Origin of the sequence: Arenibacter sp. F20364, assembly GCF_023015905.1 — a bacterium.
GTDB lineage: Bacteria > Bacteroidota > Bacteroidia > Flavobacteriales > Flavobacteriaceae > Arenibacter.
Map to the genome: position 1 here is coordinate 19,639 of NZ_JALKBD010000019.1, position 23,803 is coordinate 43,441.

The 23,803-nt window shown below is 40.6% G+C and carries 21 protein-coding genes; 15 read left to right on the top strand and 6 right to left on the bottom strand.

Features of this window, described 5'->3' with window-relative positions:
- Window positions 1–18: 18 nt before the first annotated feature.
- A complete protein-coding gene (locus tag MWU84_RS15590; RefSeq protein ID WP_348647877.1) occupies window positions 19–483 on the bottom strand; it encodes a heme-binding domain-containing protein in 465 nt (154 codons plus the stop codon).
- 225 nt (window positions 484–708) lie between these two features.
- On the opposite strand from MWU84_RS15590, the gene MWU84_RS15595 reads away from it, so the two are divergent.
- Both MWU84_RS15595 and MWU84_RS15600 read left to right on the top strand, forming a co-directional pair.
- The gene (locus tag MWU84_RS15595) at window positions 709–1,080 is read left to right on the top strand and encodes a DUF3316 domain-containing protein (RefSeq protein ID WP_246903157.1); all 372 of its coding nucleotides are present in this window, start codon (window positions 709–711) and stop codon (window positions 1,078–1,080) included.
- Window positions 1,081–1,764: 684 nt separating this feature from the next.
- Window positions 1,765–3,189, top strand: coding sequence for a dienelactone hydrolase family protein (locus MWU84_RS15600; protein ID WP_246903159.1), 1,425 nt, complete (start codon window positions 1,765–1,767; stop codon window positions 3,187–3,189).
- Window positions 3,190–3,277: 88 nt separating this feature from the next.
- Here the strand turns inward: MWU84_RS15600 and MWU84_RS15605 are convergent, their stop codons facing one another.
- The gene (locus MWU84_RS15605; RefSeq protein WP_246903161.1) at window positions 3,278–4,594 is read right to left on the bottom strand and encodes a hypothetical protein; all 1,317 of its coding nucleotides are present in this window, start codon (window positions 4,592–4,594) and stop codon (window positions 3,278–3,280) included.
- 287 nt (window positions 4,595–4,881) lie between these two features.
- On the opposite strand from MWU84_RS15605, the gene MWU84_RS15610 reads away from it, so the two are divergent.
- Window positions 4,882–6,291, top strand: coding sequence for a HAMP domain-containing sensor histidine kinase (locus MWU84_RS15610; RefSeq protein ID WP_246903163.1), 1,410 nt, complete (start codon window positions 4,882–4,884; stop codon window positions 6,289–6,291).
- Between the two features lie 82 nt (window positions 6,292–6,373).
- Here the strand turns inward: MWU84_RS15610 and MWU84_RS15615 are convergent, their stop codons facing one another.
- Complete coding sequence (locus MWU84_RS15615; RefSeq protein ID WP_093979542.1) at window positions 6,374–6,556, bottom strand: hypothetical protein; 183 nt, start codon at window positions 6,554–6,556, stop codon at window positions 6,374–6,376.
- A gap of 69 nt (window positions 6,557–6,625) precedes the next feature.
- Window positions 6,626–7,840, bottom strand: coding sequence for a Tm-1-like ATP-binding domain-containing protein (locus MWU84_RS15620; protein WP_246903165.1), 1,215 nt, complete (start codon window positions 7,838–7,840; stop codon window positions 6,626–6,628).
- A 410-nt stretch (window positions 7,841–8,250) separates the two neighbouring features.
- Between MWU84_RS15620 and MWU84_RS15625 the strand changes: the two genes are divergently transcribed.
- Window positions 8,251–8,541 carry a sigma-70 family RNA polymerase sigma factor gene (locus MWU84_RS15625; protein WP_246903167.1) on the top strand — a complete coding sequence of 97 codons (291 nt, stop codon included), beginning with the start codon at window positions 8,251–8,253 and terminating at the stop codon, window positions 8,539–8,541.
- Window positions 8,542–8,573: 32 nt separating this feature from the next.
- Here MWU84_RS15625 and MWU84_RS15630 read toward each other — a convergent pair whose 3' ends face one another.
- Entirely contained in the window at window positions 8,574–8,783 is a 210-nt protein-coding gene (locus MWU84_RS15630) for a hypothetical protein (RefSeq protein WP_246903169.1), read from the bottom strand.
- Between the two features lie 436 nt (window positions 8,784–9,219).
- On the opposite strand from MWU84_RS15630, the gene MWU84_RS15635 reads away from it, so the two are divergent.
- From MWU84_RS15635 to MWU84_RS15685, 11 genes are all read left to right on the top strand, one after another.
- A complete protein-coding gene (locus tag MWU84_RS15635) occupies window positions 9,220–9,723 on the top strand; it encodes a hypothetical protein (RefSeq protein ID WP_246903179.1) in 504 nt (167 codons plus the stop codon).
- Window positions 9,724–9,799: 76 nt separating this feature from the next.
- A complete protein-coding gene (locus MWU84_RS15640) occupies window positions 9,800–10,258 on the top strand; it encodes a hypothetical protein (RefSeq protein ID WP_246903181.1) in 459 nt (152 codons plus the stop codon).
- Between the two features lie 185 nt (window positions 10,259–10,443).
- Complete coding sequence (locus MWU84_RS15645; RefSeq protein WP_246903190.1) at window positions 10,444–12,171, top strand: amidohydrolase; 1,728 nt, start codon at window positions 10,444–10,446, stop codon at window positions 12,169–12,171.
- 88 nt (window positions 12,172–12,259) lie between these two features.
- On the top strand, window positions 12,260–12,595 hold the full coding sequence (locus tag MWU84_RS15650; protein WP_246903191.1) for a n-acetylglutamate synthase: 336 nt from the start codon (window positions 12,260–12,262) through the stop codon (window positions 12,593–12,595).
- Window positions 12,596–12,800: 205 nt separating this feature from the next.
- Window positions 12,801–14,486, top strand: a complete 1,686-nt coding sequence (locus MWU84_RS15655) for a response regulator (protein ID WP_246903193.1) — start codon at window positions 12,801–12,803, stop codon at window positions 14,484–14,486.
- 615 nt (window positions 14,487–15,101) lie between these two features.
- The gene (locus MWU84_RS15660) at window positions 15,102–17,738 is read left to right on the top strand and encodes a glucosidase (protein ID WP_246903195.1); all 2,637 of its coding nucleotides are present in this window, start codon (window positions 15,102–15,104) and stop codon (window positions 17,736–17,738) included.
- A gap of 190 nt (window positions 17,739–17,928) precedes the next feature.
- Window positions 17,929–19,221: an acetylxylan esterase gene (locus tag MWU84_RS15665; protein ID WP_246903197.1), complete on the top strand. Its 1,293-nt coding sequence runs from the start codon at window positions 17,929–17,931 to the stop codon at window positions 19,219–19,221.
- 43 nt (window positions 19,222–19,264) lie between these two features.
- A complete protein-coding gene (locus MWU84_RS15670) occupies window positions 19,265–20,554 on the top strand; it encodes a Gfo/Idh/MocA family oxidoreductase (protein ID WP_246903199.1) in 1,290 nt (429 codons plus the stop codon).
- Window positions 20,555–20,606: 52 nt separating this feature from the next.
- Entirely contained in the window at window positions 20,607–20,987 is a 381-nt protein-coding gene (locus MWU84_RS15675) for a hypothetical protein (RefSeq protein ID WP_246903201.1), read from the top strand.
- A 242-nt stretch (window positions 20,988–21,229) separates the two neighbouring features.
- Window positions 21,230–21,991: an SDR family oxidoreductase gene (locus MWU84_RS15680; protein WP_246903202.1), complete on the top strand. Its 762-nt coding sequence runs from the start codon at window positions 21,230–21,232 to the stop codon at window positions 21,989–21,991.
- 157 nt (window positions 21,992–22,148) lie between these two features.
- Window positions 22,149–22,883 (top strand): peroxiredoxin, encoded by a 735-nt coding sequence (locus MWU84_RS15685; protein ID WP_246903204.1) that lies wholly within the window; start codon window positions 22,149–22,151, stop codon window positions 22,881–22,883.
- A 68-nt stretch (window positions 22,884–22,951) separates the two neighbouring features.
- Here the strand turns inward: MWU84_RS15685 and MWU84_RS15690 are convergent, their stop codons facing one another.
- On the bottom strand, window positions 22,952–23,536 hold the full coding sequence (locus MWU84_RS15690; protein ID WP_246903206.1) for a DUF4494 domain-containing protein: 585 nt from the start codon (window positions 23,534–23,536) through the stop codon (window positions 22,952–22,954).
- Between the last annotated feature and the right edge of the window lie 267 nt (window positions 23,537–23,803).

The window sequence follows — 23,803 nt, forward strand, 5'->3', positions numbered from 1 at the left end:
AAAACAGGGCCAGTTCAATTAATTCTGGGTGGAATCAATTTCTTGCTCCACTTTTTGCTGCATTTCTTTTGCCCAGTCGGCAAGTTGTTGGTATTGTTTGTCGGTCATTTTGGCTTCCTCATGCAACCATAGGTAAGATTTAAGTGGCATGGTCTGCTCTTTCATAACCAAGTGAAGGGCTTCAAATTTCTTTACCGCAGTATCTGGGGGATACCTGGCGAATTCCGAAAAATTTAAAGCCTGTTTGGCCTGCTTAATATGGCTGTTCATCCACCAACTTACAGGTTGTATATTGTAATACCAGGGATAGTCTTCGGTATAATTGGAATGGCAATCATAGCAGGCAACATACAGATCCATTTGGATATTCATGGGTACCTCATATTTATCCGTGATATCCACCACGGTATCGGCGTCCACATAATTTTTTTTCAGGATTAAATATAGGCATTTGGAGCAGTAGGAATACCACAAGTAATACAAGGACGATCTTTAACCTAGGATTCATAATTTCTTGTACAAAAAAAGCAATACTTTCAATAATAAAAGACCACAAATACCTCTACATCAGGACTAAACTAATGAATTTTTTTAAAATTTTTTTGAAAACAATTCTAGCAATCGCCCCATAATTTCCTTACAATCATACAAATATCTGCCATTTTTATCGTAATTTTAGAAGTAAACCGTTTAACAAAACCATCAACTATGAAACATACAAAAACTCCTTATTTCGGATTATTATTGACGGCTTTTCTTTTTATGTTCTCATCCAACGCTTTTGCCCAAAGCAGTGAAACTATAAAAGGAGAAGTTTTGGACATGTCTTGTTATGTTACGCAAGAAGCTACGGGACAAGGCCACAAAAAATGCGCCCAAGCCTGTTTGGATAAAGGATTACCTGCCGGCATTCTCAGCGAAAACGGAATGGTTTATCTTTTGGTGGAAGACCACAACGCAGCCGATGCCTATAAACAAGCCATTTCAAACGCTGCTGAAACGGTAGAAGTAACCGGAAAAGTGGTGGAAAAAGATGGCATAAAATCTATTGTTGTAGAAAAGGTCATGGTAAAAGGATAATCCACAACTCTTTTTAAGCTTATTTAAAAGCAGTTCTTTGAGGAACTGCTTTTTTTATGGCTATAATTTTTTATGGTCTTAATTTTTCCCAGCTAACGAGAGCTGTGCGTTAGGGCTGGACAGTCCATACTTCTTTGGACTGTCGTTCACACGTATCTTGCACGAACCGTTGGCTGCAACCAAAAAAGAAAAACCTAAATATTTTCAATGAAATAATATATTTTTAAGAATTGATTTTTAACAAATCTATAATTAAATTAAATTATAAAGCATGGCTTTTTTTAGCAAGAAAACAAGAGAACCTCTTTCCGTCCAAGTAAAAGGAAAACAATTAAACTGTGGTGTTTGTGGGAATGACCATTTTTTCAATAAACGTATTCAATTGAATACTTCAATATTCACGTTCCTCAATATTGATTGGCTGAATAAAAATGCGACTTGCTTTGTTTGTAGTAATTGTACTCACATAATATGGTTTGAGAGCTAATAAGTCCTCCGCTAGTGCGAGCGACAGCGATGGGATTAGGGAACATACTTTATAATTATTGGCTGTGCAGCTTTCCAAAAGGAAATCCATAGAATTAACTATCTTAGGACTGGCGGACACCTTTCCTATAGAAAGGTCCGGAACTAATAGGACCTGAGCGGTCGTACAAGCTTTTAATCAATCTTTAGGTAAGTTCAATGAGCACTAAATTGGATTCCAAAAACATATACAACTTCGCCAACTTTCTGATTGGGCTATTTATAGTACTTTCTTTAGTTCAGATTATTGTAGAGGCCCTGGCCGGATATCGCTTTTATTTGTTTAGCCCGTATTATGAACCGTGGATTATTCTACTCACTATGGTCACCATTGCGGTTATGTTGGTGCTGCTTTGGTATTTTTGGATTAAAAACTATAGGATTGCCTTTATAGCCTTTTTAATCTCTTCCGTAACATCATTGGCCTTTACCCTATTCGCGTATTTGGCCTTGTCGGACAGGGATTTGCAAAAATTGGTTCCTTGGGCATTTGTAATACTCCTATGCTCTGGAATTATTTATTCGGTAAGCCTTTTTACGTCCAAGACAAGACATAAACGTTGGTTGTTCTGGGTAGGAGCTATCGGGTTCTCTTTAGAGGTCATTTTATTAGTGCTACAGTTGTGGGCTCTTAATACTGACGATGAGGCTGTTTCAATTATAGTAGGCAAAGTTTTGCTGTGGATATTAGCGCTGATCAATTTCAACATGATCTTCTATATATTGAACTTCAAAGAGGAGTTGGATCTACTGAAAAACAAAGCTAAGGCAAAACCCTCCTATTTATTGACCGGGATACGTGTCGCACTTGGCATTGTGTCCCTATTTGCAGTTTTAATTGTTTTAAATGTTGCTACCTCTGAATATGCTTGGGAAAAGGGAAAAGTTGCCAGATCTAAACTAATGGTTGGGGATTTTGAAGCCAAAATTTATGTAAACGCCCAAAATGATACGCTCCTGTACCGCTTGCAGTTACCAAAAGATTACGATAGCCACAAGGAGTATCCCCTAGTAGTCAATTTACATAATGGCGGGGGTGTAGGAACAGACAACCTGATCCAATTGGATGCCACCACCACCGCCCAACTATTGTCTACTGCTGAGAATCGTGAAAAATATCCTGCTTTTATCTTTTTGCCCCAAAGTCCTACAAACAACGGTTTCGGAGGTATTTCAGATGATCCTGGAGTTTCTGACCTGGTATTCGAGGCCATGAACCAACTGGAAAAAGTATACAATATTGATGATAAACGGCGCTACGTAGTAGGGATGTCGACCGGGGGTTATGGTGCTTGGTATTTTATTGGAGTAAAACCGGAAAAATTTGCTGCGGCCATACCTATTTGCGGAGGAGGGGATCCGAAAATGGCATCTAAAATGACCCATGTTCCTATCTGGGCATTTCATGGTAAAACGGATAAATCGGTACCGGTACATTTAACACAAAATATGATCAAAGCTATAAGGAAAGCCGATGGAAGCCCTAAGTACACAGAATTTTCAGCCGGTCATCTTATCTGGGACAAGGTTCAAAGTACCCCTGGATATTTGGATTGGCTGTTTGCCCAAAAAAGAACTGATTAATAGAGAATGTACTGTGGAAAACCCATGTCACCTAAATAGGCCTGGCCTTCCCCTCTTGATTTATGCTTATGATTTTTAATAAAAACTCTTATTGGCTTAACCAGTTATCAAACCAATCAAAGGCATCGTTCTGCATCTGGACATCAAACTTATGTCCGCCATCATAGAATTTTCCGCTATACTTTTCGGGATGTCCCGCTTTAGTAAAGACTTGGGCGAGAATGTTATCTGCTTTTTTCATTTCGGGTAAGGTGTATAGTCCGTCTTGATTATTGCTCTGCACCATGGTAGGAAGGGGTACCCGCAGCCCAAATATTTCAGGGAAATCCAGATAGTTCGCCAAGCCCGGGGCATAGGTCATCCAGGTATGGGTGTAGGATCTGTTCAGTAGAAAATCTTTCCAAGTAGACATAAAACCTACGCATACGGCACATTTTATGCGCGCATCCATTCCCCCCAAAAAAACAGTACGGAGTCCCCCACCCGAGAGTCCACCGCAACCTATCCGATCGGGATCCACGTCTTTTCTTGCGCTCAGGATATCCAGAGCAATACGGTCTTCGGCCAGTACCATACCGGTGTAGGAGGTACCGGCAGAAAAAAGGGACTTGGCCATTACGTGTTCATGGTGGCCTGCCCATTCGTTATAGGCTTCTATGTTCCTGACATCTTCAGGGTTTTCATCGGTGCGTCCCTCCGCTTTTAACGGCCCCCATTCAATACCTGCCATATCTTCATAGAACACCCGCCGGCTGGCAAAGGAAAAAGCATCATGTACCAAAACGGCATAACCCCTTTTGGCCATCCCATTGGCCCATGCCCTACCCTCATAATCGCTTTTCTGGTGCTCCACGATAAGCGGATGCTGGTTATCTGAAGTCTTGGTAATCTTTCTTTTGCCAAAATATTTTTTCCCGGCATGGTCGTGCAGGCCCAGAATAGCGGGCAACTTTCCAGTACTGTTTTCAGGTTTCATAAAAATAGCCTCCACCGGTCTTCCGTAGGGCAATTGCCAAGTAAGTTCCTCTATGTGGAGTCCGTCGTAATTGAATTTCCTTTTAAGGGTAACTGTAATAGTTTCTTTAATCAAAGGCTCTCCTATCTGTTCCTGGGCCTTGGCATGGGCACTGGGCTTCCAATCCTCGATATTGGACCAAATGTCGTTTCGGAACGACAACTTGGGCGGATCCTGCATTTGTGACGCCAACCAAGGGCCGTATTGGCCTATAAGACTTTTGGAGATATCTACATTCATAGGGAGTGGTTTTGAGGTTAGTGTATTATTGAAAGCCGCGCTTATAGTGCCGGGCAAGAGTGGCAAGGCCACACTGGCCAGCGCCGTCTTGGATAAAAAGTCCCTTCTGGAACCTTGGATTTCGGCATCGGTATTTTTGGATTTTTTCATGTTCTAGGATAAATGGCGGGACATTTAAAGTTAGTATTTATTTTTTAGTATTCACCATGGTTGGGGTTGGGGAGTTAATCAATATCTTGGTTGGTGATCATTGGTTAGGTAGTAGTGGTGTTCTTCTATTTACCTAGCACTTCTTAAATTCAGTTACCACACTTATAATCAACCTAATATGCCATTCCTCTGACATATTTCCATTTAAGCTTCCCAAAAAACATTAAAAAAAGAGAATATTGCGCGATTTTTTTTAATCTTTAACAAATTCTAATGACCAACGACCAATGACCTTAGATTACCCCTCAGTATTGTTTATTTTGGCCCTGAATAATTTATTTATCATTGCATTATTTATCTACCAATATTTTTATCAGCACAAACAATGGTATTTGTTGTTGGTGGCTTTGGGCATTACATCCCAAACCCTTGCCATTCTTATGTATGCCAATAGGGACTTATTTCCTGCTTTGCTCAGTTTGCGTATAAATAATTTTCTTTTGATTTCCTGTTTTGCCTTTACTTCCTTTGGTCTTATCTCTTTTGATGGTAAAATGCGGAAAAAACTTCTATGGCTTTTCGCTGTTTTTGCCTCTCTATTTTATTCCGCCATTTTGATGGTGGAAGAAAACTTCACCATGCTTAGCGTTATACGCATAGCATCTTGTTCATTTTTCTACGGGATAGGTGCTTATTACCTATTTATCAATAAAAATAAATACAAATTTTCCATCCTTTTAAGTGGGGTGCTTCTCTTGTATTCAATATTCCAACTAATTCGTGCTATTCACGTATACCAATTGGGCGACTCATATGTTTTCCTCCAGAACTCTACTTTCAATAATTGGTTTCTGATAATTTCTGTCCTGGTAATCAGTGCTATCAGTATAGGTTTCATAATGCTTTTAAAAGAAGTAGATCAAAAAACGATACTTCGAAAAAATAAGATTATTGAAAAGGATAAACTTGAGTTGGAAGCGTTGAACCAGACCCAAAATAAATTATTTTCAATTATAGCCCACGATTTAAGAAGTCCGTTCAACAACATTTTATGCCTTTCCGAGCTCCTCTCGGAAAAGGTAGCGGCCACCGAAAATTCCGAATCTGAAGAGTTTGTTAATCTAATAAATACCACTGCCAAAAATACACTCAGTTTGCTGGACAATCTTTTAAATTGGGCAAAATCACAAACTGGAGAACTTGGTTTTAGCCCCGAAAAAATTAACTTGTCGAAAGTTATATCGCACATCATTGAACTTAAAACATCCCAGGCAAAAGCCAAGAACATTTCCTTGTATTTTTCCACTACTGATGAAATTGAACTAAGTACTGATGAAAATATTTTAGGAACCGTTTTACGCAATTTAATTTCGAACGCCATAAAGTTCACAAATCCAGGCGGACAAATAGAGGTTGCAGCCATTACAAATCAGGGTTATGTGGAAATTTCTATATCCGACAATGGAGTGGGTATGGACGAAAATACACTTCATAAAATCTTCAATTTAACCACGAATGTAACCTTGCCTGGCACGGCGAACGAAAAAGGTTCCGGTTTAGGTCTGGTCCTTTGCAGGGAATTTGTAAAAAAATTGGATGGACAACTTTGGGTGGAAAGTGAAAAAGGAAAAGGCAGTACTTTCAAATTTACACTGCCCTATAATATTGCAGCACCAAAATTGGCGAAAATTGCTTGATAACTTGATATAGGAAAAGCCCTAGACCATTCCAAAAATTATTTGGACCTTAGGTTTTAACACACTATAACGGAATCATGCTCTAGAGCATACTTAGCATTTGCTTTTTGATATCTCCTTTTTCATAAATTTTCTGTACCCACTCCACATAGAGCTCGGTGAACTGTTTATTTTGAACAAGATCGCCAGACAGGGATTCCTGCCTTATAAAAGCAAGCGAGTCCGTTTTTGTTTGTTGTGCTGCCCGTTGCAATTCGCCACTCATGACATCTATAATCTCAAGGGGTTGCCCATTCTTATCAAGCCCCTTATCACTATAGTAGCACCGTACTCTCTATTCCATTATTTTCAACAAACGCTCCACCAACATCTTCGCAAAGGTTTCGTCGTTGATATGGGCATCCACCTCCATGACTGGCACACGGCCATCCGCGTTTTTCCTTATGGCCGCGAACAAGGCCGAATCCGCTTCGGAATCATAAAAAATATCCCCCGCGCTATCGATCTGGGATATGCCCTTTAGCGGGATGAGGATCTCTACAAGGGCCTTGGCCCCTATCAGCTTGTCCACCAACTGTTTTCCCAAAATCTTGTTCTCCGCCACATTGGTGCGCATCAGGGTCACGTCCGGTGCCCAACTGTAGAGCTGTCTTGATCTATATTTCTCGGGTAGCGTATCCATTTGCGCAAAGTTAACCATGTCCAGACATCCGGGCACCACGATCTGGGGGATCCCCATTTCCGTTGCAGCGGTAAGTCGGTCCGGCCCTGCGCTCAATATGCCCCCGCAGAGCTCATCGGCAAGTTCGGTGGTGGTAACGTCCAGCACCGCGTCGAAGACCCCTTCCCGGATCAGCGATTCCATGGTGGCCCCGCCCACCCCGGTGGCATGGAAGGCCATAACCTCGTAGCCCTTGGACTTTAACAGTTCGGTACATTTGTCCACGCATTTGGTGGTGTTCCCGAACATACTGATGGCGATGCTCTTTTTGGCTTCCTCCGAGGCATCCACCTTGGTATCCGCCATGGCAGTGATTGCCGATGCCGCCTGCCGTATCAACAGCCTACTTATACTGTTGAGCCCTGCCACATCCACTACCGAGGACATCAGGCTAATGTCCTTTACCCCTATCTGTCTGGAAAGGTCCTTGGCCACTACCGTACTGAGGCAGAATTTAGGGATGCCCAAGGGCACCGCCTGCATGGCCTCCAGGATGATATAGGTACCTCCTCCCCCGCCCATGCCGATGACGCCCTTGATCCGGTCCTTGGAAGCAAGCTCAGCCAGGATGGCCGCAGCACCCTTTCCCATCAGCTCTACCGCCCTGCCCCGATCATTGGATTTTCGGATAGTTTCCAGGACAGCGCCAGAAGCCGCGGCTACGGCATCCTGGTCCACATCTATGGGGAAGTCCACGGAAGTGTCCATGACCCCTGTGTTTATGGTGATCACTTGCTGGCCCAGTGCCCTGAGACTTTTTAGGAGATAGGAAAAATCTTCCCCCTTGGTATCAAAGCACCCCAGCATTACTATACTTTTATCGGCCATGGCCATAAGCTTAAATTTTGGTTAATCGTTGAAGTGGTACACTACTTTAATTTTTTTGGTTACAGCCTTTAATTTATTACCGCCCGTTTAGAGCAACAACAACCCCTGAGGCGCATCTTGTCTTCCCTAACTGGATTAAAATCATGAAAGTTACCAACCAATATAACATCTTTTTTCTTCGTTATCACTATCCTTGGAAGTAATGCACATTACTGACCAAAAAATTGTTTAATTAGTCAAAAACGTATTGGGAGGGCTATTGTAATAAAAGGATTAAGGACACAAGGAGTTCTTGAATTTATATAAAAATGTATCAAATCTTATATTATGGCCAGGGATCTAAATTTTAGGAGTAATAAATATGCCAGGTAGCTCAAATCAAATAACTTAAAAAAGAAGAACTTGCCCTATTGGAGATCAAGAATACGGTGCTGATGGATTTTGTTGAAAGAGATGAATCATTATTGGAAGAAAGGATGCAACTGTTGGAATCGGCCATAGATCAACTTCCAAAGAAGAACAGGGAAGTCTTTTTGCTCAGCAAGAAATCGGGGTACAAGCACAAGGAAATAGCTTCCCAATTGGACATCTCCGAAAAGGCCGTGGAAAAGCATATCAGTCGCGCTACCCAAAGCATAAAGAAATGGCTGAAGGAGAAAAAAAATAGTCTGGTGCTCATATTCTTGAATTATATGAGCTAAATCTTCTTTTTAACGTATTACTTGGATTATGTCTACTCCTTTCTAACGGGGAGTTTGGAGACGGCATTGAGGGAATCTGCTTGCATCTCACTAGTTCCTACCGGAGAAACACATCTTAGAGGATTGTTAATACAAGCACAAACTTCTGGTTCTTCTTGACAAGCTTCATTGTCGCTTGCACAGGAATTACCAATAATTGCTAAGGAAAAAATGGCTAGAATAAATAAGAATTTTGTTTTCATGTTCCCTGCTTTATAGTTATATCCGATTTTAACCCTAAAACTATATAAAGCGTTCATTATCAGATGCCACAAATGTAACCAAGTATATAAGAAATGTAACAATTAAAGAATTGCCGGTAACCAACTGTACCCAACTGAAAAATAAGGGTTTATAATTATATATAATTAACTTTAAGGTAGGTTCATAAAGTTCCGATGGCATGGCCAAATTTCAAGAACAAATCACTGCCGAAAAATATGAACTGCCGGCCAGTTTAAGGGATGTGATAAAAAATACTATCTACATTACCTACAATTCAGCTTAGCTTCTACCCTATTTCAAAATTCACTACTTTTAATTCGCCCGATTTATTTACTGGATAGTCCTGTCTCGTCCAAACACATGGCTGAAAGGATTTCCCAGACCGAATTGATAGGTTCTACATTGCACTCAATTATGAAAAACATAGTTTTTATTCCATTAATGCTCTTAATTCCCATATTAACACTTGGACAACATCCTGAGCTTGCCATATTCGATAATCTGGTGGCAAAAATTTGGAAAGCAGAGGGGAATTGGGGCGACGGAAGCAAGTTTAAACAAGAAATAAAGATTGAATATTTATTGGACAGTACAATCGTCATAGCGAAATCTGTCGGATTCATAGATAAAGCACAAACTAAATTAGGGTTGCGAAATCATGGAATAAGACAATTTGACAAAGTATCCAACAGCATTAAATTTTGGGAATTTGATATCTTCGGTGGTTTGACGGAAGGAATCGTATTTGCGGAAGGCAAGAACATAATCTACCAATATAGCTATGGAGATTCTATTGTTACTGATATGTGGGAATATATTGATGGCTCAACCTATAATTTCAAAGTTGGAAATTACCAAAATGGGAATTGGAAACAGGTATATTTGAACACACAATTTATTGAGGTTAAAAAAAATTGAACCATTGCCAGAACAAATTTCTACCTTCCTACTACCCATGGCCCCAATTAGTGAAAAAATTTAAAAGCAAAGTACAATGAAAGTTAATGCTGTAGTAACACAAGGTCATGGTGTTGCCTCTGGGAAGGCAAGAGACCCCCGCTACCCCAAAGGCACCCTAAATGCCCAATTTGAACATTTCATGCAAAAAGGCCTTGACTTAAGTCAATACTTTCCCGGGACCGTCAATTTGGACATTGCCCCTTATTCTTTTAAATTAATTAAGCCGAAATATTTTCTGGGGAACATCAATTGGTCCGAATTTATCCCTCCTGAAAATTTTTATTTTTTTGATGTATCCCTTCAGATTAATAACAACACCTACGAAGGATTGATTTATATGCCAGATCCTGCCACCAAAGCGGAACATTTTCAGAACCCTACCATCATAGAACTTTTGCTTCCAAAAATTGATGGATTGAAATACGGAGATATTGTAATAGTTGAGGTCGATGACAAACAGATTGAACTGCCAACCCATCCTGAAAAAAACTGACTGCCGGAAGGACCATTTAAATCTATTTGAGGAAGTGTTTTTTTTTAGCCTAAGGTAGGCGGTTTGGGTACATCCTTAAGCCGCTATTGTGTTTTAATCAGTATATTGTTATCTAAAAAACAAAAGCACTTAATTGGTTAACCTGCTTACACGATTATTAATTCAGTTTCATAAAACTATTATTTATGCGATTCCCTAATTCTCTCTATCCAGGAGTGTTGATAGCCTTCCTGTTTTTCACTGCCTGTAAAGCCCCTATAAAAGAATCTGCTACCATGCTTATTTATGGAGGTAATATTTATACTGTAGATTCCACTCAGACAATGGTCGAAGCTGTAGCGGTAAAGGACAACACCATACTTTTTGCGGGTAATCTTGCAGAAGCCGAGCAATTCAAAAACGACCAAACGCAACTGTTGAATCTGGATGGTAAAACCATGACACCGGGATTAATAGAGGGGCATGGCCATTTTATGGGAATGGGTTACAGTGAATTGAATTTAGATCTAAATAACACCAGCAGCTATCAGGAAATAGTTGATGCGGTTGCCGAGAGAGTTAAAACAGCGGCACCGGGAGAATGGATTACCGGGAGAGGATGGCATCAAAGCAAATGGAAAGAAATGCCTGCAGAAATGGTAAACGGCTTTCAAACACATGAGCTGCTCAGTGCCGTTTCCCCGAACAATCCCGTTTACTTGGGGCATGCCAGTGGACATGCAGGTTTTGCGAATGCCAAGGCCATGGAAATTGCGGGCCTCATGGTATTGTCCAAAGAAGGAATCAACAAATTTGAGGTTGAAGGAGGGGAAGTAATACGGGACGCTATGGGAAGGCCAACGGGAATTTTCAATGAACTTGCACAAAACCTGATTACAAAACATATTCCAGAGAACACCCCACTAAAAGATATCCAAGCCTTTGAAATGGCAGTTGCTGCGTGCCATAGAAATGGTATTACCGGATTTCACGATGCCGGTATAGGCAGGGAGACCATTGCTCTCTATGAAGAAATGAAAGCCCAGGATAAAATGAAAATTCGCATGTACGGCATGCTATCCGGTGGGGATACCGCGTTGCTGAACGAATGGTACAAAAAAGGTCCCATGATAGATCCTGATAACTTAGTGACCATCCGCTCCGTTAAGTTAAATTGTGATGGTGCTTTGGGATCAAGAGGGGCCTGGCTGTTGGAATCATATACGGATAGACCGGGACATTTTGGTCACGAAACCCTCCCAATGAATTTTGTGGAAGAGACTGCCCTTAATGGCTTAAAACACGGCTTTCAAGTGTGCTCCCACGCCATAGGCGACCGAGCCAACAGGGAAGTGCTGGACCGTTACGAATTGGCCTTTGCAGAATTACCGCAATTAGCAACGGATCACAGATTTCGGATAGAGCACGCACAACACCTGCATCCAGAGGATATTCCCCGTTTTGCCCAACTGAACGTAATTCCTGCCATGCAAGCCATACATATGTCGTCCGATAGATCTTGGGCCATTGATCGTTTGGGGGAACAGCGTATCAAAGAAGGCGCCTATATGTGGCAAAGCTTGTTGAAAAGTGGTATACCTATCGTTAATGGTACCGATGTCCCCGTAGAACCACTAAACCCTATAGCCAGTTTGTACGCCAGTGTTACTAGAAAAACATTGCAAGGAACTCCTGATGGAGGTTATGAGCCTGCAGAGAAAATGACTCGGGAACAAGCTCTGAGATCCTATACCCTGGATGCTGCGTACGGTGCCTTTGAAGAAGACATTAAGGGTTCTATTACCGTTGGCAAATTGGCCGATTTTACTATATATGACCAGGATCTAATGAAGGTAGCAGAAAATGAACTCCTAAATACCGAGATAGTCATGACCATTTTTGATGGCAAAATGGTGTATACCAAAAGGAAGTAATGACATTGAATGCCCTGTTCCTAGAAATGGAATAAATGAGTTGTATCCCAATATTAAAACCTACCGCATATTTAAAGTAAAAGAACACATGAATTATAACAATAAAAAGTTTAGAACCGTTCAAAACTCGGATAACGGGGAGACTTCGGGTGAAACCATTTTTGAATACCGTCAAAAAGACAATATTTTGACTTCCGATTATGAAGGCGGGGAAATTGTAAAAGGACATTTGATCGGTTTGGTGGACAAAGAGGGGAATATCAATATGCGTTATCATCAAATTAATATTAAAGGCGAACTAATGACCGGGGTCTGTAATTCAAGACCCGAGATTTTATCCAACGGAAAAATTAGACTTTATGAAACCTGGAAATGGACATCGGGCAATAAATCCAGTGGAAAATCAGTTATAGAAGAGATTTAGACGTATTCCCCCTATGTTAAGATCAAATGTGGACCATTAAAAATTTATATTCACGGTCCTATTATGTTTTAAACGTAATATGTAAGAAATTACTTGCAATATAAGGAGGGAAAAGTCGTTTTAAAAAATGAACGCCATTAAGCAGTTTTATTATTGTATTTTCTGGTGCACGTAACATTTTAATTTTGCATTAACTTCTGAATCAATGGCTGAATTCTCTTCAAGACGGATAAAACTAGTCTTTTGTCTGTCTATATTAACAACCGTTATTGCTACCACTTGGTTTATTATTGCCAGAAACTTGGACATGACGGACTTGAGCAATTATATCGGGGCCACCGTTCCATTTTTTATTGTTTCAGCGCTAGTTGCAAAAAAGGGTAACCTCACTGTTGCCAGATTTATCTACATGATCGCCTTTAACATAAGTGTTGCCCTCACGGCCTCGTTTATTGGAAAAGCAGGTAGTGTTGAGTTTATTTTAATGTTTGCACTGGCATTGCCCTTCGTTGTTTTTTCCTTTAGACGGGAAAAAATGTATCTAACAATATTTTCGGGACTGTCCATGTTACTGTGGTTCCTCCTATATTTCACCGATTTTGATCTGTTCACCACCAACCATATGGATCCGGAACTGGCAGGGAAGTATGTTTATCCCTTTTCTATAGGCACTACCATTATATTGGTCACCTATCAATTGATCTCTTTCTCCTTAATTAACGCCCAATACTATTCCAGAATCCATAACCAACGTGAAGAAGCCATAGAGGAATCCAATGCCAAATCTCGATTTTTGAGTATGATGAGCCATGAGATCAGGACCCCTCTAAATGCTATTACCGGCCTCTCGCACATATTGGGAGATTCCAATCCAAGAAAAGATCAGGAACAGAATATTGATGCATTGAATTATTCAGGAAAAATTTTACTGAACCTGCTGAACAATGTATTGGATTTCAGCAAGATGGAATCCACAACAATTGCGTTGGATCCAATTCCCACGAACATTTTGTTGGCCGTAAAGCAAATAAAAAAAATACATGAACCCAGTTGTTTACGAAAAGGGATTACATTGGATTTAGAGATTGACGATGATCTTCCCCTTGTAAAATTGGATGTAGTGCGCTTTAATCAGGTAATCAATAACCTTGTTTCCAATGCCATAAAATTCACCGATGAAGGTAGTGTAACCCTAAAAATCACAAAACTAAATGAAACTAAGGATACTGTCCTTTTGCACACAGAGATAAAGGATACCGGTATCGGCATTGCCCGGGACCAGCATGACAACGTATGGCAAGCTTTTACTCAAGCCTCTACCAGCACCAATCGCCTATATGGTGGGACAGGCTTAGGGTTGCCTATTGTAAAAAGTATAGTGGAAGCCATGGGGTCTGAAGTTAAAATTGATAGTGAAGTAGGTAGTGGTAGTCGTTTTTATTTTGATTTGGAATTAAAATTGGCTTCAAGTGAAGAACTGGATCAGGCCACCCAAAAGAAAGTACACGATCTGAAAGGAAAAAGGATTCTGTTGGTGGAAGACAATCAGATCAATGTTATGGTGGGCAAACAGATTTTGGAAAAGGCCAACCTTGTCGTAGATGTGGCTTATGACGGACAAGAGGCCGTTAACAAAGTACGGGAAAATGACTATGATGCCGTGCTCATGGATATTCAGATGCCCGTAATGGACGGCTATACCGCATCCAAGGAAATAAGAAAGTTTAATACTGATGTTCCTATCCTGGCCCTATCTGCTTCGGTATTTATGGAGGTAAAGAGTAAGATACGGGAAAGTGGAATGAACGGTTTCATCTTCAAACCTTTTGAACCGGAAAACCTTCTTGACAAGATGGAAGAAGCCGTACATAAGCGAATATCCCTCTATTGAGTTTATTCAGTGACATGGTGTGTAATTAGTTGTGCTCTATTTCCGGTGGACGTAATCACTATTTTTAGTTTACACTTAATAATTGACTTCCTAATAAGTCAGTTGGGTACCACTTCACTACCAATTGGGAATTATTTACCAAAACCCATATCCAAATTGGAAATGATTTTTGAGCAGTATTCTATTTCGGCCCTAATTGAATATAGCGTTGCTATTTTCTATTTTTTGGCTCCGCTCCCCACCATAAAGGGTCTCAAAAGACCAAAAATTTGAGTTTTCGAGCATAATTGCCATTGTAAACAAGAGCTTCTATTTCAGGTAAAACCTTATATACTTTTATTGAAAACAAGACCATTGACCAATTTATGAACAAGAACAACTAATGAGAGTTCCTAAATTATATGCTCCTTTTTTTACGAGATAACAAAAGAATTCCAACTTTAATAACAATTAGGCAATATTCACCACTATAATTATCTATTGAGTCAATAAGCCTTATTTTTACTCATAATCTAGATTTATAAGGACCAAGTTAATACCACATGGAAATGTAAAAATATGGTCTTCCTAATATCTCAGGTTTAAATCCACTTAATACCTTTAAATTATATCTCAATGGCACATTTTACCCCGAAAATTGCTGAGGAAGAAAGACTGGCAGTTCCCGATACCTACAAAAATTGGAAAAAATGGGGGCCCTATTTGGCGGAAAGACAATGGGGCACTGTACGGGAAGACTATAGCGAACATGGAGATGCATGGGATTTTGTAGATCACGAAAATGCACGTAGCAACGCCTATAGATGGGGTGAAGAAGGTATCGCCGGATTTTGCGATTCCAGGGAAATAATGTGCCTGGCCCCAGCCTTTTGGAATGGGACAGATAAAATTTTAAAGGAACGCCTGTTCGGGCTTACCAATAATCAGGGGAATCACGGTGAAGATGTAAAAGAACTTTATTTTCATCAGGTGTCCACCCCGACCCACTCCTACAGCAAATACCTGTATAAGTACCCTCATAAAAAATTCCCTTACTTGGAGCTGGTCAATAAAAATATTCGAAGTCGAGAAGACATGGAATATGAGTTGTTGGACTCCAAAGCTTTTAAGAACAATGCCTATTTTGATTGTTATATAGAATATGCCAAAGCAGATGTGGAGGATATTCTTATGAAAATTACGGTGGTCAATAGAGGTCGAAGGAAAGCTAAGATCCATGTACTACCACACCTCTGGTTCAGAAATTTCTGGAAACATAATACACGATTTTCGCGTCCTACCATTAAATCCGTTGCCGACGATTGTTTGCAATCCAGAAGTATAAGAAACGGTCGACATTATTTTTATCATGAAAATGGAGAACAACTGTTCTGTGAAAACGAGACCAACAACCAACGTATTTATAAGGCACCCAATGAGGTTGATTATGTTAAGGATGGTATAAATGACCATGTGGTAAATGGGAAGTCTACCGTTAATCCGCAAAAGAACGGATCCAAATCGGCCATTTGGTATAAATTTAAACTCAAGGCAGGCGAGGAAAAGAGCATTAGGGTTCGATTGAGCAAAAAAAAATTGAAGGACCCCTGGTCCGATTTTGACGCCGTATTCGATCAAAGAATAAAAGAAAGTGAGGAGTTTTATGGCAATATCCTAAAGACCGATCTGCCAGAAGCCCACCAATCCATTGCAAAAAGTGCTTTTTCAGGTCTGTTATGGACCAAGCAGTTCTACTACTATGATGTTTTTAAATGGCTTTTTGGGGGGCCAGGGGAACCTAAGCCCCACCGTGCGGCCGCTAGAAATTTTAGTTGTCAACACCTTACCAATAGGCATGTAATATCCATGCCCGACAAATGGGAATATCCGTGGTACGCAGCATGGGACCTAGCCTTTCATATGGTTTCCTTTGTGGAAATAGACCCCTATTTTGCCAAAGAACAGTTATTGCTGGTACTTCGGGAGAGTTACATGCATCCCAACGGACAAATTCCGGCCTACGAGTGGAACTTTAGTGATGTTAACCCTCCCGTACATTCTTGGGCGGTTTGGAGTGTTTATGAAAAGGATAAACAACGAACTGGCCAAGGGGATAGCAAATTTTTGGAAAAAGCGTTCCAAAAGCTTCTTATCAATTTTACCTGGTGGGTAAATCAAAAGGATAAACACGGTACCGATCTGTTTGAAGGTGGATTTTTGGGTCTGGACAATATTGGCGTGTTCGACCGGAACCATATGCCGGAAGGGGTGAGTAGAATGCAGCAGGCCGATGCCACAAGTTGGATGGCCATGTTCACGGTTAATATGCTGCGAATGTCACTGGAATTGGCAAAGACGAATAAGGTTTATGAAGAGTCCGCCGCCAAGTTCTTCAGGCATTTCCTTAATATTGCTTGGGCCATGCACCATATAGGAAAAAAAGATATCTCGCTTTGGGATGATGAGGACGACTTTTATTACGATGTGGTGGAGTTGTCCAATGGCACTACCAATAGATTGAAAGTGCGTTCCCTAGTGGGTATAATCCCATTATTTGCGGTTGAAATAATTCATAAGGACCTTTTTGACCAATTGAAGGAGTTTAAATTCAGAGCCGCCGAAATTGTAAGGACCAGACCGGATCTGGCTTCCTTGATCTCCAATATAGAGGAAGCCAACAAGGAGGGCAACTATCTATTTTCGATTATGAGGGCCTATAGACTGGAAAAACTCCTTAAACGGCTCTTGGATGAAGATGAGTTTCTATCCGATTATGGGATTCGCTCACTTTCAAAATATCATAAGGACCATCCTTTTGTATTTCAACACAACGGACACTATACCATTCACTACGAACCTGGTGAAAGTAGGTCCAATATGTTCGGGGGCAACTCCAATTGGCGGGGTCCCATTTGGATGCCGTTGAATTATATGATCATCCAGTCGTTGCGTAAATATTATACCTTTTATGGACCTACCTATCAGTATGAATTCCCGACCGGATCTGGAAAGAAACTAAACTTAAATGAAATAGCTAACGAGCTTACCAAAAGGTTGGTTAGGTTGTTCGAACCCAATTCCGAAGGTAAATTCCAATACCATGCGGATGACCCGAATAAACTTTTCTCCAAAGATGAACATTTCAAAAACCATCATCTGTTCTACGAATTTTTTGATGGTGACAATGGCAAGGGTCTTGGGGCATCACATCAAACGGGGTGGACGGCGTTGATCGCCAATCTCATTATGGAAATGAAGGAATCCGAGTCCTAAGCCTTACATTTTTCAAACACTCTTAACATCTAGACCCCACCTTTTGGGGTCTAGATCATTTATAGCCCAAAATTCCAACCATATTTATTATCTTTCTACAGTGCAAGGAATTATTACCTATTTCCTTCACATCATGATGTGCACATATCCCATGGTATTGCTCAAATTAGAAAATAAACCAACCAAAAAAATGAAAACAAAAATTTTCGTCTCTTTTACTTGCTTCCTCCTTTTTATCCTTAACCTAAGTGCACAACCACGCCAAGAACTGGTAGAGGTCATAGTAAGTCCTGATCACGCCGACTGGACCTACTCCCTGGGGGAACGGGCCGAATTTTCAATTTCGGTCTATCGAAACAATGTACTGCTAGACGGCATCGATATTGAATATGCCATACAACCAGATCCGGGGTACCGAACCTTAGCTATTTGGGATGAAGGCACGCGTACCCTTAAAAATAATACCACCAAAATAAAAGCCAAAAAATTCAACGAGCCCGGATTTCTGCGCTGTACGGCAAAAGTCAAGATAGACGGGAAGGAATATTCATCCTATACCACAGTAGGTTTTGCTCCTGACAAAATACAACCTACTACCACATTACCGAAAGATTTTGAGGCGTTTTGGAAAAAAAATCGGGAGGAATTGAACCAAGTTCCCATGAACGCCGTGCTGACCTTGATGCCAGAACGTTGTACCGACAAGGTTAATGTTTACCATGTGAAGTTGGACAATATTAAAGGAAAAATCTATGGCATCCTTACCAAACCCAAAAAGGCCGGAAAATACCCTGCCATTCTACATGTACCCGGTGCGGGAATACGTCCTTATTACGGAGAAATAGACGAAGCTGCAGAAGGATTTATCTCCTTTACTATCGGTATACACGGTATTCCGGTAAACCTGGATCAAAGTGTTTATAATGATCTGGGCCAAGGGGCCTTAAACGGCTATCAAACCTTTAATTTGGATGATAGGGACAAGGCCTATTACCGCCGTGTATATCTCGGCTGTGTTAGAGCGGTGGATTTTATAGAAAGTGTGGAGGAATTTAACGGGGAGGATATTGCCGTTACCGGTGGTAGCCAAGGTGGAGCACTTTCCATTGTTACCGCTAGTCTGGATGATAGAATAGATTATTTGGCAGCATTTTATCCTGCCCTGTCGGATATGACGGGCTTTTTACATGGGCGTGCCGGAGGATGGCCACAGATTTTCGTAGAGGAATTTACCAATAAGCCCGAGAAAATAAACGTTTCCAAATATTATGATGTCGTGAATTTTGCACGCTTCGTAAAAGTACCGGGCTGGTATAGTTGGGGCTATAACGACAATGTATGTCCACCAGCCTCCACCTATTCCGCCTATAATGTGTTGACAGCCCCTAAGGAGCTACATCTCTTTCAAAAAACACAACATTGGACTTACCCTGAACAGCAGGAATTAAGAAAAGAATGGCTATACTCAAAGCTCAGAAAATAAAATAGATACAACACCAATTTTTAATTAAACCAACTATGTACGCATGAAGAAATCAGACCAAAAACGTAGAGAATTCATAAAACAAAGTGGTTTAGGCCTATTAGGGCTTACCCTATTGCCTTCGGCCTACGGCAAGATTGCGCCCAGTGATCGGCTAAGGGTGGCGCACATTGGCGTAGGTGGTATGGGCAACAGCCATATGAAATGGTTCAGTGCCCTGCCGGAAGTAGATGTGGTGGCGCTTTGTGATGTAGACGAAATGCACCTGGCTAGTAGCCTCAAAACAATGGAAACCCTTCAGCCTGGAAAAAAAGTAAAAGGATACGGGGATTTTAGAAATATTTTGGACCGCCAGGATATTGATGCCATTACCTGTGCTACCCCGGACCATTGGCATGCCCAAATCGCAACTTTGGCCTTCCAGGCCGGGAAGGATGTATACGGTGAAAAACCACTTTCCTATGATGTTAAGGAAGGGAAGATGATGCTCAGAAATTTGGAAAAGCACAACCGAATTTTTCAAATGGGCAACCAGATACATGCTACAGATAACTACCACCGGGTTGTTGAAATTATTAAGTCGGGCGCCATTGGCAAGGTGCATACGGTTCGTTTATGGAAAACCGGGGCACCTCCAAATTTGGGCAATCCAAAAAGTGTAGCCGTCCCCAAGGGGCTTAATTGGGATATGTGGTTGGGACCAGCGCCCTATGTAGATTACATTCCTGAAAAATGTCACTTTACCTATAGATATTTTCTGGATTATTCCGGAGGTTATTTTGCCGATTTTTGGTGCCATATTGCCGATGTGGCTTTCTGGGCCTTGGATCCTAAAGGATTGAAAAGTATTGTTGCCCGTGGGGAAAAGGCCGAAGGTATTGCAGACACCCCTAAATGGTTGGAAGTCGATTACGATTTCGATGATTTAAAAATCTATTGGACCACTGAACCTCCCAATGTTCCCGGTGCTGCCGATCGTGGGATCGGAGCCTATTTTGAAGGGGACAAGGGAAGTCTAATCTGTGATTACAATTCCCGTGAAATTACCATTAATGGAGAAACAATGACAGATATCCCAGAAATACCGCAAAGCATAATCCGATCTCCTGGACATCAACAAAACTTTGTGGATGCCGTAAAATCAAGATCTCAACCGGAATCAAATCTGGCCTATGCGCGCAAAATGACGCTGCCCATGCATTTGGGCTTAATTTCATATAGATTGGGAAGAAAACTTAATTGGGATTCGGAAAAAGAGAAATTTATTGGAGATTCGGAGGCCAATGATCTACTATCCAGAAAAGCACGGAAAGCCTGGCAGTTGGCGACCTAACCTTAATACATTTTAAAAGGGTTGCCTAATATTGATAATGCAAAAAACTATAATGAACAAGAAAGTAGCTATCAAAATCATGTTTTTCCTACTCGGAACCATTTTGATATTTCATTTATTAATTTTCACGCAACAAATACCCTATGACAAAGTCTGGGCCGGCAGATTGAATTCTGTTGAGGAAATGAAAACCTTTGAAGCCTTTTCTATCTTGATGAATGTCTTTATGATCTTGGTACTTTTCATAAAATACAAACTTCTGGGAAGTGGAAAAACCAACAAGGCTATTGATATACTCATTTGGATATTTGCAGGCTTTTTTGCTCTAAACACCATAGGCAATCTTTTTGCCAAAAGTATGTTAGAATTGATTTTAGGAACTTTTTTAACCCTGGTTTCATGCATTCTGTGTTTTATCATTGTTAAAAAATAGAACCAAAAGCTTACCAGTAAACTACCTCGGGGCAAGCCTGCCCTGCAGGCATGTTTTAATATCGATTATCGAATAATCTAAGCCTAACGCCCAGGAATTTGTCAAAATCCAATTGAAGAAGTTAACTCTTTTGCATCTTTAAACACTAAAATTGGAAAATACTTCAACCAGAAGAAAATTGAATTTGCTTACCTCCCTTTCTCAATTATTTCCGAATTTTACTAAAACAAAAATCCAACAAAATGCCAAAAAACAAAATAGCTGTAGTAACCGGAGGAAGCAGAGGCCTAGGTAGGGATATGGCCATTAATATTGCAAAAAAAGGAATCGATGTCATTATTACCTACCACTCCAACAAATCGGCGGCAGATAAGGTTGTTGCCGAGATAAGGAATATGGGGCGAATCGCTTATGCACTACAACTGGATACCGCTAAGATAAATTCCTTTGATGAATTCTTTAGTCAGCTTTCCACTTATCTGAAAACCGAGACAGCACAGGAAAAATTCGATTTTTTAATCAACAACGCTGGTACCGGAATTTATCAACCCTTTATTGAAACCACGGAAGATCAGTTTGATGAAATGGTCAATGTTCATTTCAAAGGGGTCTATTTCCTAACACAGAAAGCCTTGCCATATTTAAATGATGGCAGCAGAATTATAAATATTTCCTCCGGACTAACCAGGTTTACTTTTCCAAATTCATCCGCCTATGCTCCAACGAAAGCTGCTGTAGAAGTATTTACCAGATACTTGGCCAAAGAGTTGGCACATAGAAAAATTACTGCGAATGCTGTGGCTCCAGGTGCCGTAGGAACAGATTTTGGTGGAGGAGAAAACAAAACTAATGAGCAAAAAAGAAAGGCGGTTACTGCTGCCACTGCTTTGGGAAGAGTAGGAGAACCCGAGGATATAGGTGGCGTGGTGGCTTTTTTATGCACCGAAGATGCCCAATGGATCAACGGTCAGCGCATAGAAGCTTCAGGAGGAATTCTATTGTAGGCCATTTTCGATTATAAAAGAAGTCCACAATGTTTAGTAATACTTAGCATTGGAATGAAGCACAGGATTTGAAATTTATTGGATTAGTGTAACTTAAGTGACTGTACACCAGAAGTATTACCAATACCTTAGTTCTATAATATTTAAATTTAGAACAATGGAACAAGAACAAGAACAAATCAGTATGCCACGAATAGGTGATGCTGCACCAGAATTTAAGGCTGTTACAACCCAAGGTGATATAAATTTCCCCAGTGATTACAAGGGAAATTGGGTTATCCTATTTAGCCATCCGGCCGACTTCACTCCAGTATGTACCTCGGAGTTTATGACATTTGCCACTATGGAAGATAAGTTTGAAGAAGCAAATTGTAAGCTTGTTGGTCTTTCCATAGACGGATTGTACAGCCACATTGCATGGTTGCGCACTATCAAGGAAAAAATTGAGTACAAGGGGATGAAAAATGTTGAAGTGAATTTTCCTTTAATTGAGGACATCACGATGGATGTCGCCAAGAAATATGGAATGATACAACCCAATGAGGATTCAACAAAAGCGGTTAGAGCTGTTTTTTTTATTGATCCAAAGGGAATTATTAGAACTATAATCTATTATCCGCTAAGTTTGGGAAGAAACTTTGATGAATTGTACCGAGTAATTATTGCATTGCAGGCCGCGGATGAATTTGGAGTTGCCACTCCTGCCGATTGGCGTCCCGGCGATGATGTGATCGTAGGACCAGCTGGTTCCTGCGGAACAGCAAAAGACAGAATGGAAGACAGTGATATAGACTGTAAGGACTGGTTCTTCTGTACCAAAAAATTGGATAAGGATATGGTGCTGGATCGAGTGCTAAAGAAAAGAAAACAACCCGAATCCGCAACCACCTAAAACCGTAAAAAGGGAAAATGAAAAGAGGGCCATAAGGCCCTCTTGCTATTAACAATCTTAAGGAATCTCTATTCCTCCTCCCCTTCCAAAGCTTCAACTGCCAGGGCTTCCTCATTTTCAAAAGTATCCAAGGCCTCCAAGTCTTCCTTCAATGCATTGGCTTCCGAGGTTGATGCCTTTAAGGCATTAAACTTTTCCAATTGATCCAAATCTCCTTCATCTCCAGAAAAATAGGGAAATACGTCCATGATGGGAGATTCCGAAATTACCGGTATAGTGTAGTCGCCCATCGTGCCTTTCATGGCCTGTACAGTATTGTCATAGGCTTCCTTTACATCATTGGCCTGTACCAGAAGATAAATATTTGTTTTTCTTTCCTTACCGCTATTTTCATCGAAGGCAATTAAAGCTACTTTCGACTTAAACCAGCGATCCGAATTTTCAAAGGGATGTACCTCGGAAAAATTGGCAACTTTTATATTTGTAATAAAGAATTCTTCGCTGGTATAAGCGGCCATTTCTTCGTTAATTCTCGCTTCTGCTTCAGTATAGGATATCGCATCCAACAAATAGGATTCTGTGGTCACCTTTTGTTCCCCAGTTTCATGTGTTTTTCTGTATTTTACTTTGCACTCGTACCAAGTCTGGCTCATATCTATATTTTTTAAGGATGCCAAAAATAGACCTTACAGAAAAATTTATCTACCCATTCATAAAATAGATATTCACAATTTCCCCATGTAGACCAAACGACAAGTCCATTTGGATACAAATATTTTCTAGGGTATATTTCCCGTTTTCTTATAACTAACCTATGCACAATAGTTTATAGATCTGAACATCCTAAAGGCATCAATAAAAAAATTGAACTGGACCCTCAGGAAAAATTATTCCCTACTGCTTAATAGATCATTATTACT